This window comes from Hallerella porci, assembly GCF_003148885.1.
GTDB lineage: Bacteria > Fibrobacterota > Fibrobacteria > Fibrobacterales > Fibrobacteraceae > Hallerella > Hallerella porci.
Genome location: NZ_QGHD01000028.1, coordinates 1 through 13,673, shown reverse-complemented (window position 1 = coordinate 13,673; position 13,673 = coordinate 1). Strand labels below are relative to the sequence as shown.

14 protein-coding genes and 1 pseudogene are annotated in these 13,673 nt (G+C 46.9%); 9 read left to right on the top strand and 6 right to left on the bottom strand.

The genetic code is table 11. The features are described from left to right. The first annotated feature begins 83 nt into the window (after positions 1-83). The gene (gene radA / locus B0H50_RS10725; RefSeq protein WP_106199909.1) at positions 84-1,463 is read left to right on the top strand and encodes a DNA repair protein RadA; all 1,380 of its coding nucleotides are present in this window, start codon (positions 84-86) and stop codon (positions 1,461-1,463) included. Here radA and B0H50_RS10720 read toward each other — a convergent pair. Together B0H50_RS10720 and B0H50_RS10715 are read right to left on the bottom strand one after the other, a co-directional pair. Further along, positions 1,450-1,947 carry a dihydrofolate reductase gene (locus B0H50_RS10720; RefSeq protein WP_106199907.1) on the bottom strand — a complete coding sequence of 166 codons (498 nt, stop codon included), beginning with the start codon at positions 1,945-1,947 and terminating at the stop codon, positions 1,450-1,452. The genes radA and B0H50_RS10720 overlap by 14 nt on opposite strands. A 9-nt stretch (positions 1,948-1,956) precedes the next feature. Beyond that, on the bottom strand, positions 1,957-2,769 hold the full coding sequence (locus tag B0H50_RS10715; RefSeq protein WP_106199905.1) for a thymidylate synthase: 813 nt from the start codon (positions 2,767-2,769) through the stop codon (positions 1,957-1,959). A gap of 36 nt (positions 2,770-2,805) precedes the next feature. Between B0H50_RS10715 and B0H50_RS10710 the strand changes: the two genes are divergently transcribed. From B0H50_RS10710 to B0H50_RS10675, 8 genes are all read left to right on the top strand, one after another. Further along, positions 2,806-3,330 (top strand): DUF4416 family protein, encoded by a 525-nt coding sequence (locus tag B0H50_RS10710; RefSeq protein ID WP_233244770.1) that lies wholly within the window; start codon positions 2,806-2,808, stop codon positions 3,328-3,330. Between the two features lie 86 nt (positions 3,331-3,416). Continuing rightward, entirely contained in the window at positions 3,417-4,259 is an 843-nt protein-coding gene (locus tag B0H50_RS10705) for a TIGR02147 family protein (protein ID WP_106199901.1), read from the top strand. Further along, positions 4,256-5,539, top strand: coding sequence for a carbohydrate binding domain-containing protein (locus tag B0H50_RS10700; RefSeq protein ID WP_109587721.1), 1,284 nt, complete (start codon positions 4,256-4,258; stop codon positions 5,537-5,539). Before B0H50_RS10705 ends, B0H50_RS10700 begins: the two co-directional genes overlap by 4 nt. Before the next feature lie 98 nt (positions 5,540-5,637). After that, the gene (locus B0H50_RS10695) at positions 5,638-6,525 is read left to right on the top strand and encodes a polyprenyl synthetase family protein (protein WP_106199897.1); all 888 of its coding nucleotides are present in this window, start codon (positions 5,638-5,640) and stop codon (positions 6,523-6,525) included. Next, positions 6,525-8,393 (top strand): 1-deoxy-D-xylulose-5-phosphate synthase, encoded by a 1,869-nt coding sequence (dxs, locus tag B0H50_RS10690; protein ID WP_109587720.1) that lies wholly within the window; start codon positions 6,525-6,527, stop codon positions 8,391-8,393. Before B0H50_RS10695 ends, dxs begins: the two co-directional genes overlap by 1 nt. Continuing rightward, positions 8,390-9,814, top strand: coding sequence for a TrmH family RNA methyltransferase (locus B0H50_RS10685; protein ID WP_106199893.1), 1,425 nt, complete (start codon positions 8,390-8,392; stop codon positions 9,812-9,814). The genes dxs and B0H50_RS10685 overlap by 4 nt, the downstream gene beginning before the upstream one ends. After that, positions 9,814-10,683: an orotidine-5'-phosphate decarboxylase gene (pyrF, locus tag B0H50_RS10680; RefSeq protein ID WP_106199891.1), complete on the top strand. Its 870-nt coding sequence runs from the start codon at positions 9,814-9,816 to the stop codon at positions 10,681-10,683. Before B0H50_RS10685 ends, pyrF begins: the two co-directional genes overlap by 1 nt. Then, the gene (locus B0H50_RS10675; protein ID WP_106199889.1) at positions 10,683-11,444 is read left to right on the top strand and encodes a hypothetical protein; all 762 of its coding nucleotides are present in this window, start codon (positions 10,683-10,685) and stop codon (positions 11,442-11,444) included. Before pyrF ends, B0H50_RS10675 begins: the two co-directional genes overlap by 1 nt. 27 nt (positions 11,445-11,471) lie before the next feature. Here B0H50_RS10675 and B0H50_RS10670 read toward each other — a convergent pair. The 4 genes and pseudogenes from B0H50_RS10670 to B0H50_RS10655 all read right to left on the bottom strand — a co-directional run bounded on the left by B0H50_RS10670 (position 11,472) and on the right by B0H50_RS10655 (position 13,479). Beyond that, positions 11,472-12,283, bottom strand: a pseudogene (locus tag B0H50_RS10670) (KilA-N domain-containing protein). Between the two features lie 152 nt (positions 12,284-12,435). Beyond that, a complete protein-coding gene (locus B0H50_RS10665; RefSeq protein ID WP_199191906.1) occupies positions 12,436-12,762 on the bottom strand; it encodes a hypothetical protein in 327 nt (108 codons plus the stop codon). Then, positions 12,753-13,091, bottom strand: coding sequence for a DUF5674 family protein (locus B0H50_RS10660; protein WP_106199887.1), 339 nt, complete (start codon positions 13,089-13,091; stop codon positions 12,753-12,755). The genes B0H50_RS10665 and B0H50_RS10660 overlap by 10 nt, the downstream gene beginning before the upstream one ends. A 19-nt stretch (positions 13,092-13,110) precedes the next feature. Then, on the bottom strand, positions 13,111-13,479 hold the full coding sequence (locus B0H50_RS10655) for a four helix bundle protein (protein ID WP_158275914.1): 369 nt from the start codon (positions 13,477-13,479) through the stop codon (positions 13,111-13,113). Positions 13,480-13,673 lie beyond the last annotated feature (194 nt).

Below are 13,673 nucleotides of genomic sequence, written 5' to 3'. Positions count from 1 at the left end.
AAAATCTCTTTTTCAATTTCGACAAAAACTGTCACTTTTCAAAGTGACAGTTTTTTATTTTAAAGCAAAAAACGGAATTAACCATGAAAAATGAAACGGAATTTGTGTGCACAGAATGCGGCGAAGTCACCCCAAAATGGGCAGGGAAATGCCCGAATTGCGGAGCTTGGAGCACCTTAGTCGAACGCGCAGTCGAAAATAAAGCGACGCGGCGCGGACTCGGGCACAGTTCTTTGGACCGCGACGGCAGTTCTGGAATTCCGCGAAAATTATCTGAAATCGAAACGACAGCGACGAAGCGTTTAAGTTCTGCGAGTTCGGAATTTGACCGCACTCTCGGCGGAGGCTTTGCGCCCGGTTCTCTCGTTCTCATCGGCGGCGATCCGGGCATCGGCAAATCTACTCTCGTCTTGCAAACTTTGGCGACGATGGCAAGCGCCGGCGTAAAAGCGCTGTATGTCAGCGGCGAAGAAAGCGCCGTCCAAGTGAAACTCCGCAGCGAACGTTTAGGCGTTTCGGGAAGCGAACTGATGCTTCTGTGCGAAACGAATCTCGACCGCATTCTCGAAAAAGCCAAAGCGATTCAGCCCGAAATTATGGTCATCGATTCCATTCAAACGATTTACAACGCCGAATTGCCGGGGACTCCGGGCAGCGTTTCGCAGCTGCGCGAAAGCACTCTTTCGCTGATGGTTTTTGCCAAAAATACCGGCTGCATTACCATTCTCATCGGACACGTGACGAAAGATGGGCAAATCGCGGGTCCGCGCATTTTGGAACACATGGTCGATACCGTCGCCTATTTTGAAGGCGACCGCAACAATCAATACCGCATTTTGCGAACGATTAAAAATCGTTTTGGCGCAACCGATGAAATCGGCGTTTTCGAAATGACTTCGGGCGGACTTGTAAGCGTGACGAATCCGAGTAAAATTTTCTTGGATGCGACGAATATCAATGCGCCGGGCAGCGTCGTGAGCTGCACCATCGAAGGTTCGCGGGCAATGCTTTTCGAAACGCAAGCTTTGGTAAATCAGACCAATTATGCGGTCGCTCAACGCGTCGCCGCGGGAATTGACCCGAAGCGTTTGACGATTATTCTCGCTTTGCTCGATAAATTCGGCGGAATTCCCATCGGAAATTCGGACGTTTTTGCAAGTATTGCGGGCGGGCTTAAAATCGCAGATACCGGAACCGATTTAGCGCTCGCTTTAGCGATTGTCTGCAATCATTTGGGAATTACACTTCCGCAGAAAACTCTTGTCATCGGAGAACTCGGCCTTTCGGGAGAAATTCGCTCCGTCAGCCAAACCGATTTGCGCGTCAAAGAAGCAGAACGCTTGGGATTTGAGCACATTTTACTGCCGGCTTCGTCAAAAATTTCCAAATCCGCAAAAATTGAAATGCACCGTTTCCGCAAATTAGAAGAAGCGATTGACTTTGTGCGTTCTAATGCATCGTAGTCCGTTTTAGCACTTGGAAAGTGCAATCAAAATCGTCTTTTTCGGATTTTGTGCAAAATTCCTCGGATTCTAATTCCCAATTTTCTCCGAGAGACGGCATTTTGACATCGCCATCGATCGTCGCATGAACGCGGGTGAGGTAAAGTTTTTGCACAAGCGGCATCGCTTCGGCGTAAACATACGCTCCGCCGATGATGAATAATTCCGATTCGCCGTTTTTTTCGGCGGTGGCGATAGCAGCTTCTAAACTGTGGCAAACAATGCAGCCGGGAGCTTGGAAATTTCCATTCCGCGAGAGCACATAATTGGTGCGATTCGGCAGCGGACGTCCGATGTCTTCGTAATTTTTCCGCCCGAGAACAATGGAATGCCCCGATGTAATTGCCTTAAAACGTTTCAAATCTTGCGATAAATGCCACGGCAAATGTCCCTCTTTGCCGATGACTTGATTTTCGGAAACCGCAACAATTGCAGAAATAATCATAAGAACTCGCTAAACCGCAATGGGCGCTTTAATCGTCGGCCACGGGTCGTAATTTTCTAAGGAAAAATCTTCAAAGCGAAAATCAAAAAGATTTTTGACATCGGGATTTATCCGCATCGTCGGCAGCGGACGCGGTTCGCGCGCAAGTTGCGTTTTCGCTTGTTCAAAATGGTTGAGGTAAAGATGCAAATCGCCAAAGGTGTGCACAAATTCGCCCGGTTCATAATCCAAAACCTGCGCCATCATCATCGTGAGAAGCGCATAAGATGCGATGTTAAACGGCACGCCTAAGAACATATCCGCACTCCGCTGATACAATTGACAGCTGAGTTTGCGTTTTCCCATTTTGCCGACTCCGCCGACATAAAATTGAAAAAGGCAATGACAAGGCGGAAGCGCCATCTGATCGACTTCGGCGACATTCCAAGCGCACACTAAATGTCTGCGGGAATCCGGATTATTTTTTAAGCTATCGAGGACATTTTGAATTTGATCGATATGCCCGCCGTTCGGCGTCGGCCAGCTGCGCCATTGATGCCCATAAACCGGTCCGAGATCGCCGTTTTCGTCTGCCCATTCATCCCAAATGGTGACTTTATTTTCGTGCAGATAGCGGATATTCGTATCGCCCTTTAAAAACCAAAGCAATTCGTGAATAATGCTCCGCAAATGCAATTTTTTCGTCGTTAAGCACGGAAAGCCCTGCGAAAGATCGTAGCGATTTTGCCTTCCAAACACCGAGCGCGTTCCCGTCCCCGTTCTGTCCGAACGATCGACTCCATTTTCCATGATATCGCGAAGTAAATCTAGATATTGCTGCATAGCCCAAATATAAAATCTATTTTTTGGAATATGGGAATGACACATCAGCCGTTACCGGCAAAACTTGTGATGGGATTTTTGGCAAAGGACGCCGCCCTCGTAGAACAAATTCGCCCGCGACTCCGCGCACTTTACGGCGAAGAAGATCTTGTGCTCGAACCGTTTCCGTTCCGCTTCACGAATTATTATAAAGAAGAAATTGGAAGCGAACCTGTCCGCGCTTTTGTGACTTACAAGACTCTCATTCTTCGCGAAAGCATTGTAGACATTAAACTCAAAACCAACGAAATTGAACTGGAATTTGCAAAAGAATTTGGCACAGAAGGTCTGCGTCCGGTGAATCTCGATCCCGGCTACATGACTCTCGGGCAATTCTTCTTAGCAACGACGAAAGATCAACGTCAGCGCGTTTACATTCGCGAGGGCATTTACGTCGAACCGACTCTGTATTTTCAAGACGGACATTTCCACGCTTTTGATTGGACTTACCGCGATTATCAAAGCGAAGAATACATCCGCTTTTTAGAAAAAGTCCGCGCGGCACTTAGGCGCGAAATTTAATTTTTCCCCGATTTCATTGTTCTCTTTTACAACAGTTCCTGCGCTATCATTTCGTTTTTCGGGCAAATTTTCATTATTTTAATAGCATGAACGCCATTTTTGATTATACCGATTACCGCGCTTGGCTGCGAGATGCCTTCGACCACTATAAGAAGGAACGCTATGCTGTTTCTTGGCGGTATATGGCGACAAAAATCGGCGGTGATCCGGGAAATTTGCTGCGGGTCACTCAAGGAAAAATTCAACTTTCCATCAAATATGTTCAGCCGCTCGCTAAATTCTTCGGGCTCGATGAAAAAGAAACCGCCTACTGGACAGAACTCGTCTTATTTGGACGCGCCAAAAGCGATAAAGAAGCGCTTGATCATTACGAGAAAATGCTTTCGATCAAAGGCGTTTCCATTAAACGCTTAGACGCCAAAGAACTCGAATTTTACAGACATTGGTATTCGAACGCAATCCGTTCTCTGCTCGGCATCGGAAAATTCCAAGACGATGAAGAAAGCTATGAACGACTCGCCGACTCGTGCACGCCTGCGATTTCTGTCCGCGAAGCCAAAGAATCGGTCAAACTTTTGAAGTCGCTCAAAATGATTCGCTTAGACGACGATGGTTTTTGGACTGTTACCGAAACTTTCGTCGGAACGGGAGGCAACTGGCGCTCCGAAGCCGTGCGCCGTTTTCAAGAAGATACAATCGCTCTCGCCGGGCAATCTTTGTCTCGGCATAAACCGCCGCTCCGCGACATCAGCACAGCGACGATGACATTTAACCGCAACTCAATTGATTTGGTACGGGAACGCATCCGCGAATTTCGCCGTGAACTGCTCCGCATTTCGAGCGAAGGAACAGGCGACGATGCGGTTTACCAGTTGAATGTTCAACTGTTCCCCATCGCACTTTTAAATTCAAAGGGGATGGAAAAATGAAAAAGTGGTGGTGGTCTTTAGCGCTTCTTCTTTTCGCATTCGGATGCGATAACGGTTCAAAACAAGCCGGCGGTCCGGGCAGCGAAACGACGAACGGAATTTACGCGGTCATTTACACCGAAAACGGAAGCCTTGCGCATTCTGCAGTTGCCGCATTACGCAAAGCCGACTTTGTCTCGGACGATACGACCGGAGCCGTTTTCCATGCGGATTTCGCAGCGGATTCTGCGGGCGCACTCGAAATTCCCGAAATGGAAAAGGGAGTTTATCGGCTCACGATTTCGGTTGACGGAGAAATTTATTCGAAAGAAATTTCCCTTGCCGAAGAATCCCTCGATTTAGGACAAATTCATTTGGAAAAACCGGGAAGTATTTCGGGAAATTTAAGCGGAAAATCGGCGCAATGGGTCGGCATTTACGGCTTAGATATTCTCGCACAAATCGATTCGCTCGGGAATTTTACCCTAGAAGGAATTCCTGCGGGAGAATTGAAATTGTATGCGCTTGACAAATCGCTAAGTTCCATTCTCGCGGACACGGCACTCACCGTCATCCCGACGAAAATTTCCACTTGGATTCATGCAGCGATTTCTCCAAAAGATTCAACTGTCAAAGATACGATTCGCGATACCACTCAAGTCAATCCGCCGAAAGATTCGACAGTTTCTGACACGACAAAAAAAGATACGACAGTCACCGATACCACTTCCCGCGATTCGCTCGTGTGGCAACTCTTTGAAGATTTCGAAGATTCTGCGTCATTTGCGAAAAAAGCTTGGTATTTCAGCGACGATTCTTCCTTGGCGACGATTAATTTCCCGACAGATTTTGCGTGGAAAGGCGTCGTTTCAAGCGAAGAACGCAAAGGGCACGTTTTTAGCGGTTACTATTCGACGCCAGCAATTCCCACAGGAAAGAGTTACGTCATTTTTGGAACGCAAATTTCTGCGACAGGAATTGACATGAGCAAACTCGATTCCATTACATTTTACGCCAAAGGTTCGGGCGCATTAAAGCTTTCCTTAGAACGTTGGGAAAAAGCCGCTTCCGATAATTTGAAGGCGTGGACCGCTGACATTCCTCTTAGCACGTCGTGGACGCCGATTACAGTCACGCCAGCGGATTTCCTTTCTCCCGAATCCGATACTCTTTCTACCGGTTGGGAAAGCGTCAAATCGACGGTGACCCGCTTGCATTTCTTCGGCATCGGCGGCTCGGAATTAAGCCTCGACGATATTAAAATTTACGGAAAAACGACGAAATCTTCTCAAATTCCATAATGTGAGCGCTTCTCTACGGAGAATGCGCAATCTCTCATACACTCCATTCTTACGAAGCAGGGTAAAGCTCTGCTTCAACAATTTTCTAAATTTATCGTATGCAAAATCTTCAGAATGAAGCGGATATTGCCCGCGATTACCTTGCAAAAATTGCGAAACTCGCTGAACAAAAATTTGACGAGTTTTTGCCGCCCGAAACCGACCGCCCCGAGAACTTGCACAAAGCGATGCGTTACTCGGTCTTTGCCGGCGGAAAACGTTTACGCCCAGGTCTAGCCTGCGCAGCCTTTGAACTTTTCGGAGGAAAGGGCGATAGCATTTGGTATGCGACGAGTGCACTTGAATTTTTGCACACATTCTCGCTCATTCACGACGACCTTCCTTGCATCGATAACGATGACTTCCGCCGCGGGAAACCGACTGCGCATAAGCAATTCGGCGAAGCGACTGCGGTGATGAGCGGTGACGCTCTCTGCGTTTTGGCATTTGAACTCATCGCAAAGACAGGAAATCCGGCAGCGATGGAAAGCCTCGCTCACAAACTCGGCACTTACGGAATGATCGGTGGCGAAATGACGGATATCGACTGCGAAGGCAAACAAGTTTCGCTCGAAATCGTGGACTACATCCACTACCACAAGACTGCAGCTTTAATTGAAGCTTCTTTGGTCATCGGCGCTCAACTGGCGAATGCGTCTAACGAAGACATCAAAAAAATTGAAGCCTACGGAAAATCCATCGGGCTTGCGTTCCAAATCGTCGACGATATTTTGGACATCGTTTCGACGACCGAAGTCTTGGGAAAAGATGCCGGTTCCGATGTCGCAAGCGGAAAAGCGACTTACCCCGCTCTCGTCGGGCTTGAAAATTCTCGCAAGAAAGCGCTCGAACTTTATGAAGATTCTCTGAAGCAATTAGAAGGTTTGAAAGGCGATACTTCGATTCTCAAAGCTATTGCCGCGTTTATCATCACCCGAGTGAAGTAATGCAACTAAAAGACGTAAAATCGCCGAAAGACATCAAAGGCTGCTCCATTCCCGAGTTGAATGATCTCGCTTCGCAAATTCGCGACAAGATTATTACTCAGGTGGCAAATCACGGCGGGCACTTGGCGTCAAGCCTTGGCGTTGTAGAGCTCACCCTCGCTTTGCATTATGTGTTCAACGCTCCCGAAGATATTCTCGTTTGGGATGTCGGGCATCAAGCTTATGTACACAAATTGCTCACGGGGCGCTTTGACCGGTTCGAAACTCTCCGTCAACAAGGCGGCATTTCGGGATTTCCAAAACGTTCCGAAAGTCCTTACGATGCTTTTGGCGTCGGGCACGCTTCGACTTCGATTTCGGCAGCGCTCGGCTTTGCAGTCGCCCGCGATAAATTGCACAAGCACAATAATGTGGTAGCCATTATCGGCGACGGTTCGATGACCGGCGGAATGGCTTTTGAAGCGCTCAATAATGCGGGCATCACGCAACAAAATATGACAATCATCTTGAACGATAACAAGATGAGCATCGCTCCGAATGTCGGCGGTTTTCCGAAATATTTGAACCGCGTCATCTCGGATCCGATGTACAACAAATTGCGTTCGGACATTGACCGCGTGATGGAAAAAATCCCAGGCATCATCGGACGCCATTTCCGGAATCTTTTCCAGATGACAGAGAAAGCGGTCAAGAGTGCGCTCAAGCCGGGTCAATTCTTCGAAGATTTGGGCATTCGCTATTTCGGTCCTATCGATGGACACGATATGAACGAACTCGTTTCCATTCTTGAACGAGTAAAATCCATTCCCGGCCCGTGCCTCATCCATGTGATGACGGAAAAAGGCCGCGGTATGAAACTTGCCGAATCAAATCCGAGCCGTTGGCACGCATCCGTTCCCTTTGATCCGAAGAGCGGCGAACCGCTTTCGCCCAAGAGCCCTATTCCATCTCTCACGAGCATCTTTGGCAAAACGCTTTTGGAACTCGCGAAGAAGAATGAAAAAATTGTGGGCATTACCGGTGCCATGCCTTCGGGCTGCGGTCTTGATATTGTGCAAAAAGAATTGCCCGACCGCGTCATCGATGTGGGCATTGCCGAAGAACATGCGGTGACATTTGCTGCGGGTCTTGCTTGCGGCGGACTCGTTCCGGTCGTTGCCATTTATTCTTCGTTCTTACAACGCGCATACGATCAGATGATTCACGATGTCGCTCTCCAAAAATTGCACGTCGTATTCGTCTTAGACCGCGCAGGACTTGTCGGAGCCGACGGTCCTACTCACCACGGCGCATTGGATTTAACTTATCTGCGTTCGATTCCGGGAATGACAATTCTCGCGCCCTCGGACGAAAATGAACTTCGCGATATGGTTACTGCCGCCATCGATATGGAAGGACCTGTCGCCATTCGCTTCCCCCGCAGCTCGGCGCTTTCTTCCGAAATCCGCGACGAAGTAAAACCTGTTCCTTTCTCAAAATTTGAAATCAAACAGCAAGGCAAAGACATCCTTCTTTTGGGTGTTGGCTTTATGCTGCACGAACTCGAAAAGACGGCGAAGATTCTTGCCGAACACGGTTTTAGTCCCACTTTGGTGGACGTCAAATTTGTAAAACCGCTCGACAAGGAAGGCTACCGCAACCTGTTCAATACGCACAAAACAATCGTCACCTTGGAAGACAATTCAATCGTCGGAGGATTCGGTTCCGAAATTGCGGAACTGCTCTCGGACTTGAATTTGGAAAATCATCGGTTGATTCGATTCGGACTCCCCGATGCGTTCGTTGAACACGGAAAAATTCCGGACCTGTATCGTATGCTTGGCATTGACGGCACGTCCATCGCAAACAAACTATTAGAAGAACTATGACAGAAGAAAACAACAATTCTCCCAAGCGTATTGTCCGGCAGACCTTTGAAGGTAAATTCGGCGTAAGCGATAATCCCGCGGATCACGGTTTTGGCCGTCGCCCAGAAACTCCGGATCCCGATGCACAAGAAACCCGCAGCGAACGCCGCGAATACGAACGTTCCCGTGAACGCAAACCTTTTGGGGAACGTCGTTTCGGTGATCGCAATCGTCGTTTTGACCGCGATGAAAGACGCCCATTCAGCCGTGAACGCTTTAGCCGCGATGGCGAACGCAAACCGTTCAACCGCGAAGGCGCTGAAGGTGAAAATCGCGAACGCAATTCCGAACGCAGCTTTGGCGAACGCCGTTTCGGCGATCGCGACCGTCGTTTTGACCGCGATAGAAAGCGTCCTTTCGACCGCAATGGCAGACGTCCGTTCAACCGCGATGCACGCCGCGGACATCGTTTTGATGACCGTCCCGACTTCGAAGAAAACCGTCCGATTTTCCGTCAGAAAGTCGAAACGAAATCCGTTGAAGACGACGATATTATCCGCGACGAAGATGCCGTTTTGCAATTCGCCGATTCCGCAGAAATCGCTCCGGAAACCGCTTCGGCCAATCCGCCTTGGTTCCGCCGTTTGCTCGCACTGACGACAGAAAAAGGTCGCGAACGCGAAGGCAAATTTATCGCCGAAGGCGTCCGCGTCGTCGAAGAAATTTTGGCAAAGCACTTGGACTTGGTGCAAGAAGTTCTCTTTGCGGGAACTGCGAAAACAAATGAAAACGGCGAAGAATTTTTCGAAGTGCTTCCCGGTTTGGTGCAGACAAAAGAAAAAGTGAGCGCAGCAGGCGTTCACATTAACGTCGTAAGCGAAGATCAACTGAAGCGTCTTTCGTCCACCGTGACAACGCAAGGTGTCATCGCCATTTGCCGCGCCGCTAGTTTAAAGCCCGATTTCAAAGCATCGCACAGCATTTTGACTCTCGTCGATGCTGTTCAAGATCCGGGGAATCTCGGCGCCATTTTCCGCACCAGTCTCGGATTTAATTCTTCGGGAATTATCATCGGCAAAGGTTCCGTAAATCCGTTTAATCCGAAAGTCGTCCGCGGCTCTTCGGGCACATTCTTGCGCGTTCCGTTTATCAAAGATGTGAATTTAATCGACGCCATCAACGATCTCCATCGCGAAGGTTACACGATTATCGCAACCGATTTGCACGGAAAGCAAAGCCTCGCCGAAATCAAGCCGAACAAATTGCGCAAAGTCGCATTCCTCGTCGGCAACGAAGGCGCAGGAACCGATCAGCATTTGATTGACATTTCCGATGAAACCGTAAAAATTCCGATGTCCAGCGATCTTGAATCTTTGAATGTTTCGGTCGCCCACGGAATTCTTTCGTATGAAATGGCAAAAATTCAAAAGGATTTGGACTAATGTTTTCAAACCGTCTTGAAGAACGCATCGCCAAATGCGGCAACCCGATTTGCCTCGGCATGGATCCGAAGATTTCGCTGATGCCCGTTGAACGCAGACATTCCGGCGCAAATTCCGATGAAGAAAAAATCAAATTTTTCTACATGGATATTTTGGAAGAATGCGTCAAACGCGGCGTAAAACCCGCTGTCGTGAAACCGAACAGCGCTTATTACGAACGCATTAGCATCGAATGTATGGCGGTTCTCCGCGATTTAATTTCCGTTTATCGAAGCGAAGGAATCCCTGTGATTCTCGATGCAAAGCGCGGCGATATCGGCAAAACGAGCGAAGCTTACGCAGATGCCGCTTTTAATGTTTACGGAGCAGATGCGATTACCGTGAGCCCGTGGATGGGAAAAGATTCTGTCGTTCCCTTCCTCACTCACCCTTCGGAAAGCGGCGTTTACGCCCTTCTGCGCACAAGCAATAAAGGCGCTGCGGACTTTCAAGATTTGCCGGTGAAAGGCAGCACTGCATTTTTCAAAGTTGCCCAAAAACTCATCGAATGGGATAACGGCAATTTGGGTGCAGTCGTCGGAGCCACTCACCCCGAAGAACTCGAAAAAATTACCGCATTCTTCGTCAACAAAAAACATGAAATTCCGTTCCTCATTCCGGGAGTTTCGATTCCTGGTGTGCCGGGCGGCCAAGGCGGTGACGCCAAAACCGTTTTGCAAGCGATTGCAAACGGCGGTGGCACGCGTAAATTCCATGTGCTCAATAGTTCGAGCGGACTCAATTTCGCTTGGCAGCGCACTGGGAAAGAAGCCGACTACGCAATTGCCTGCGTGGACGCTTTGGAATCTCTCGCTGACTCTTTGCGCTAATGAAAAATCGCATCGGTTACATTCTCTCAATTCTTCTTGCTGTCGCGCTCGTCGCCGTCGCGTTTCACTTTGCGAAGCCGCTGCCCAAGCTTCCGCAGAAAGAAGAATTTTTGCCCAAAGCCAATTATGCAAAAGCGATTGCGATGGGACATAATGTAACCGCTGCCGGTCTTTTTTGGATCGGCGGAGTCATCGACCTCGGAGAAAGTTATCTCTACGGAAACACCTACGCGTGGCTTTCTCATGTCGGAAATCTCGCAACCGAATTAGATTCTCTATTTTACACGCCTTATAATGTCGTCGGAACCATTACGAGCAATGATGAACCCGATACAACTGATTTTATTGTAATGCGGCGCGCGAACCGCGTTTACCCGAACGATTGGCGGTTAGCAATTTATTTAGCGCTGCGCCTTGCCAATGGCCCGACTCATAATTATGCGGAAGCGGCAAAAGTCATGCTTCCCTTTTCGACAAGTCCGGACACAACCATTCCGCGGCACATCCGCACCATTTACCGCAACTTTGAATTGAACACTATGCAAACGGAAATCGCACTCGAAATGCTCATTAACGATGCGATGAATCCTGCGTACAAAGACATTATCAGAGGTTTTACTCCAAAAACGCTGCGCGTTCTGCACCGCACCGGTGACTCTACGCTCGTCCCGCAAATTGACGAAATTATGCAGCGTCTTTCCACCCATTCGATTCCGCCAAACGAAGCGTATTCGCATCTAATTCAGCTGAAAGCGCCGTAACCGAAAGCACTCTCGCTTATTTTCACTTCAAAATTTTTTCTCGCCCACATTTTCTAAAACGCTCATTTGCTGAATTGCGATTTGGTTCAATTTCATTAAACGCTCGCTTTGCGGCAAACCTTGCTCAATAAAAACCGAGTTCAAATTTTCCATATTCGAAAGGCAAATCAATTCGTTAATCGTTGCGTAATCGCGGATGTTTCCTTTTAAATTCGGATTCGCTTCGCGCCAATCTTTTGCGGTGAGGCCGAACATCGCCATATTCAAGACATCAGCTTCATTTGCATAAATAATGTTGCATAAATAATGTTCGCTTGTTTTGGCGTTAACATTTGCGGAATTAAATTTCGCTTAATCGCATCGGTATGAATGTGATAATTGATTTTGGAAAGTTCGCGCTTTGCGGACCAGCCGATTTGCTTTTGCTCTTCTTCTTTTAAACGCTGGAATTCTCGCAATAAATACAATTTGAACTGAGGCGAAACCCAAGACGCAAACTCAAAAGCGATATCTTTGTGTGCGTAAGTGCCGCCGTAACGACCTGCTTTTGCAATAATTCCAATCGCATTGGTTTTATCAATCCACTGTTTTACAGAAAGTATAAACCGATTTAAGCCTGCTTCATTTTTAATTCCCTCGAATTCGGGGGAATTAAAATTTGAATTATACATTTCTTCCCAAATTCCAAGGAATTCAACCGTATTTTTGTTGCGCAACCATTTTTCAATTAAAGCCAATCCATTTTCAATATTTTTCACCATATCTGTCAAACAGATATAGTCGCTTTCATTGTTTTGAATGACTGTAATCTCTGTATCTTGAACTTTAATCTTCGGCATTTTTCCTCCATCATTTTTTTCGAATTTAAATTTGATTTTTTATTTGGTCAAGTCAGAATCGTTACGGTTCCCTGCTAAATTGCAATCGTTTTTGCTCTCTGCCTTAAGCCTTAACCTAAAGCACTCTCGCACTCCTTGCATAAGCGTGAAAATTATTTACTGTAATAGAAAATATCAAAATCTTTTTGAATGCGCGCCCCATTGGAATGATATTCATTTTCGCCTAAATAATAATCACAAATCGTTTCTCGCATTCTCGTAAATTCTTTTAAGCTGTGATGTCCCCGCTGCGCCTCAATTGTCAAATCAATCAATTCCAAAGCTCGAAAAACAGCTTTTTCGCATTGTTCCTGATTGCCTTTATTTTTCCAGCGATTTGCTCTAGAAATTTCACTTCCGATATTGAGCATTTGATTCGCCAAAGTCATCTGCGCCCAACGCCCCGCCGCCAATTCTTTATGTTGATAATTTATTTGCATAATGAATCAATAATCTCTTTAATGACTTTCTGAATTTCTTCATTTTCAACCGAACGGCTGCGATTACCTTGATTAGGTCGAATATTGATCAACGAGTCGAATTCTAAAAAATCATCACCTTCCATTTCTGGATAAAGGTTAAATCCCCAAAGATTTTGTTGTTTAGAACCATTTTCCAATAGTAAAGTTTCTAAATCGCTATGCATTTCTGCATCTAATGCGATTTTTCTTTGCTCAACATCAACAACTCCTTTTACCATATCGCCAAAGTAATGCGATTGCATTTCAAAGAGAATTTTTTTATCAAACGGTTCTGAATAAATAATCATAGACTTAATATAGAATTTTTCATTTTTCCACCATTTTACTGCCCTGCTGCTTCACGTATTTTTCCCAGGCGGCGATTTGCTTCGAAATCGATTGCGCAAGGTCTATCATTTCAGCGTACTTGCCTTCGGAGATGGCGCGCAAATCGGTGAGCAAACGAATGTACACTTTGACTTCGACGATTTCTTCTGCCATTTTTTGCAAAAATTCCATTTTGTTTTGCGTCTTGTTTGCTTTATAAACGAAGAGCAAAATTTCCATCACTTTCTTTTGCAAATTTTCGCCCAGTGAATAACGAAAATTTTTGGGCATATTCGGAACAGCCCGTGCGCACAAAAGCATAAGCGAGTAAGTCGTTTTAAAAATCGGAAGATTGGAATAAATAGCCACGATGATTAGTTGTCAGTGGTTAGTTGTTAGTGGTTAGTTGTTAGTGGTCAGTTGTCAGTGGTTAGTTGTCAGTGGTTAGTGGTTAGTGGTTAGTGATTAGTGTCATCCTGAACGGAACGCAGTGTAGTGAAGGATCTAGCATTCCGTGCCCCGCACTTCATTTAGGATGACTCTTCTCATTTTTCAGCTTAACA

What these genes read in the sequence shown, in the direction of transcription:
- radA (WP_106199909.1), top strand. Translation starts at nt 84, where the DNA reads ATGAAAAATGAAACGGAATTTGTGTGCACAGAATGCGGCGAAGTCACC.
- B0H50_RS10700 (WP_109587721.1), top strand. Translation starts at nt 4,256, where the DNA reads ATGAAAAAGTGGTGGTGGTCTTTAGCGCTTCTTCTTTTCGCATTCGGA.
- B0H50_RS10715 (WP_106199905.1), bottom strand. Translation starts at nt 2,769, where the DNA reads ATGCAGCAATATCTAGATTTACTTCGCGATATCATGGAAAATGGAGTC.
- B0H50_RS10705 (WP_106199901.1), top strand. Translation starts at nt 3,417, where the DNA reads ATGAACGCCATTTTTGATTATACCGATTACCGCGCTTGGCTGCGAGAT.
- B0H50_RS10695 (WP_106199897.1), top strand. Translation starts at nt 5,638, where the DNA reads ATGCAAAATCTTCAGAATGAAGCGGATATTGCCCGCGATTACCTTGCA.
- B0H50_RS10685 (WP_106199893.1), top strand. Translation starts at nt 8,390, where the DNA reads ATGACAGAAGAAAACAACAATTCTCCCAAGCGTATTGTCCGGCAGACC.
- B0H50_RS10710 (WP_233244770.1), top strand. Translation starts at nt 2,806, where the DNA reads ATGACACATCAGCCGTTACCGGCAAAACTTGTGATGGGATTTTTGGCA.
- dxs (WP_109587720.1), top strand. Translation starts at nt 6,525, where the DNA reads ATGCAACTAAAAGACGTAAAATCGCCGAAAGACATCAAAGGCTGCTCC.
- B0H50_RS10660 (WP_106199887.1), bottom strand. Translation starts at nt 13,091, where the DNA reads ATGATTATTTATTCAGAACCGTTTGATAAAAAAATTCTCTTTGAAATG.
- B0H50_RS10665 (WP_199191906.1), bottom strand. Translation starts at nt 12,762, where the DNA reads ATGCAAATAAATTATCAACATAAAGAATTGGCGGCGGGGCGTTGGGCG.
- B0H50_RS10720 (WP_106199907.1), bottom strand. Translation starts at nt 1,947, where the DNA reads ATGATTATTTCTGCAATTGTTGCGGTTTCCGAAAATCAAGTCATCGGC.
- B0H50_RS10675 (WP_106199889.1), top strand. Translation starts at nt 10,683, where the DNA reads ATGAAAAATCGCATCGGTTACATTCTCTCAATTCTTCTTGCTGTCGCG.
- pyrF (WP_106199891.1), top strand. Translation starts at nt 9,814, where the DNA reads ATGTTTTCAAACCGTCTTGAAGAACGCATCGCCAAATGCGGCAACCCG.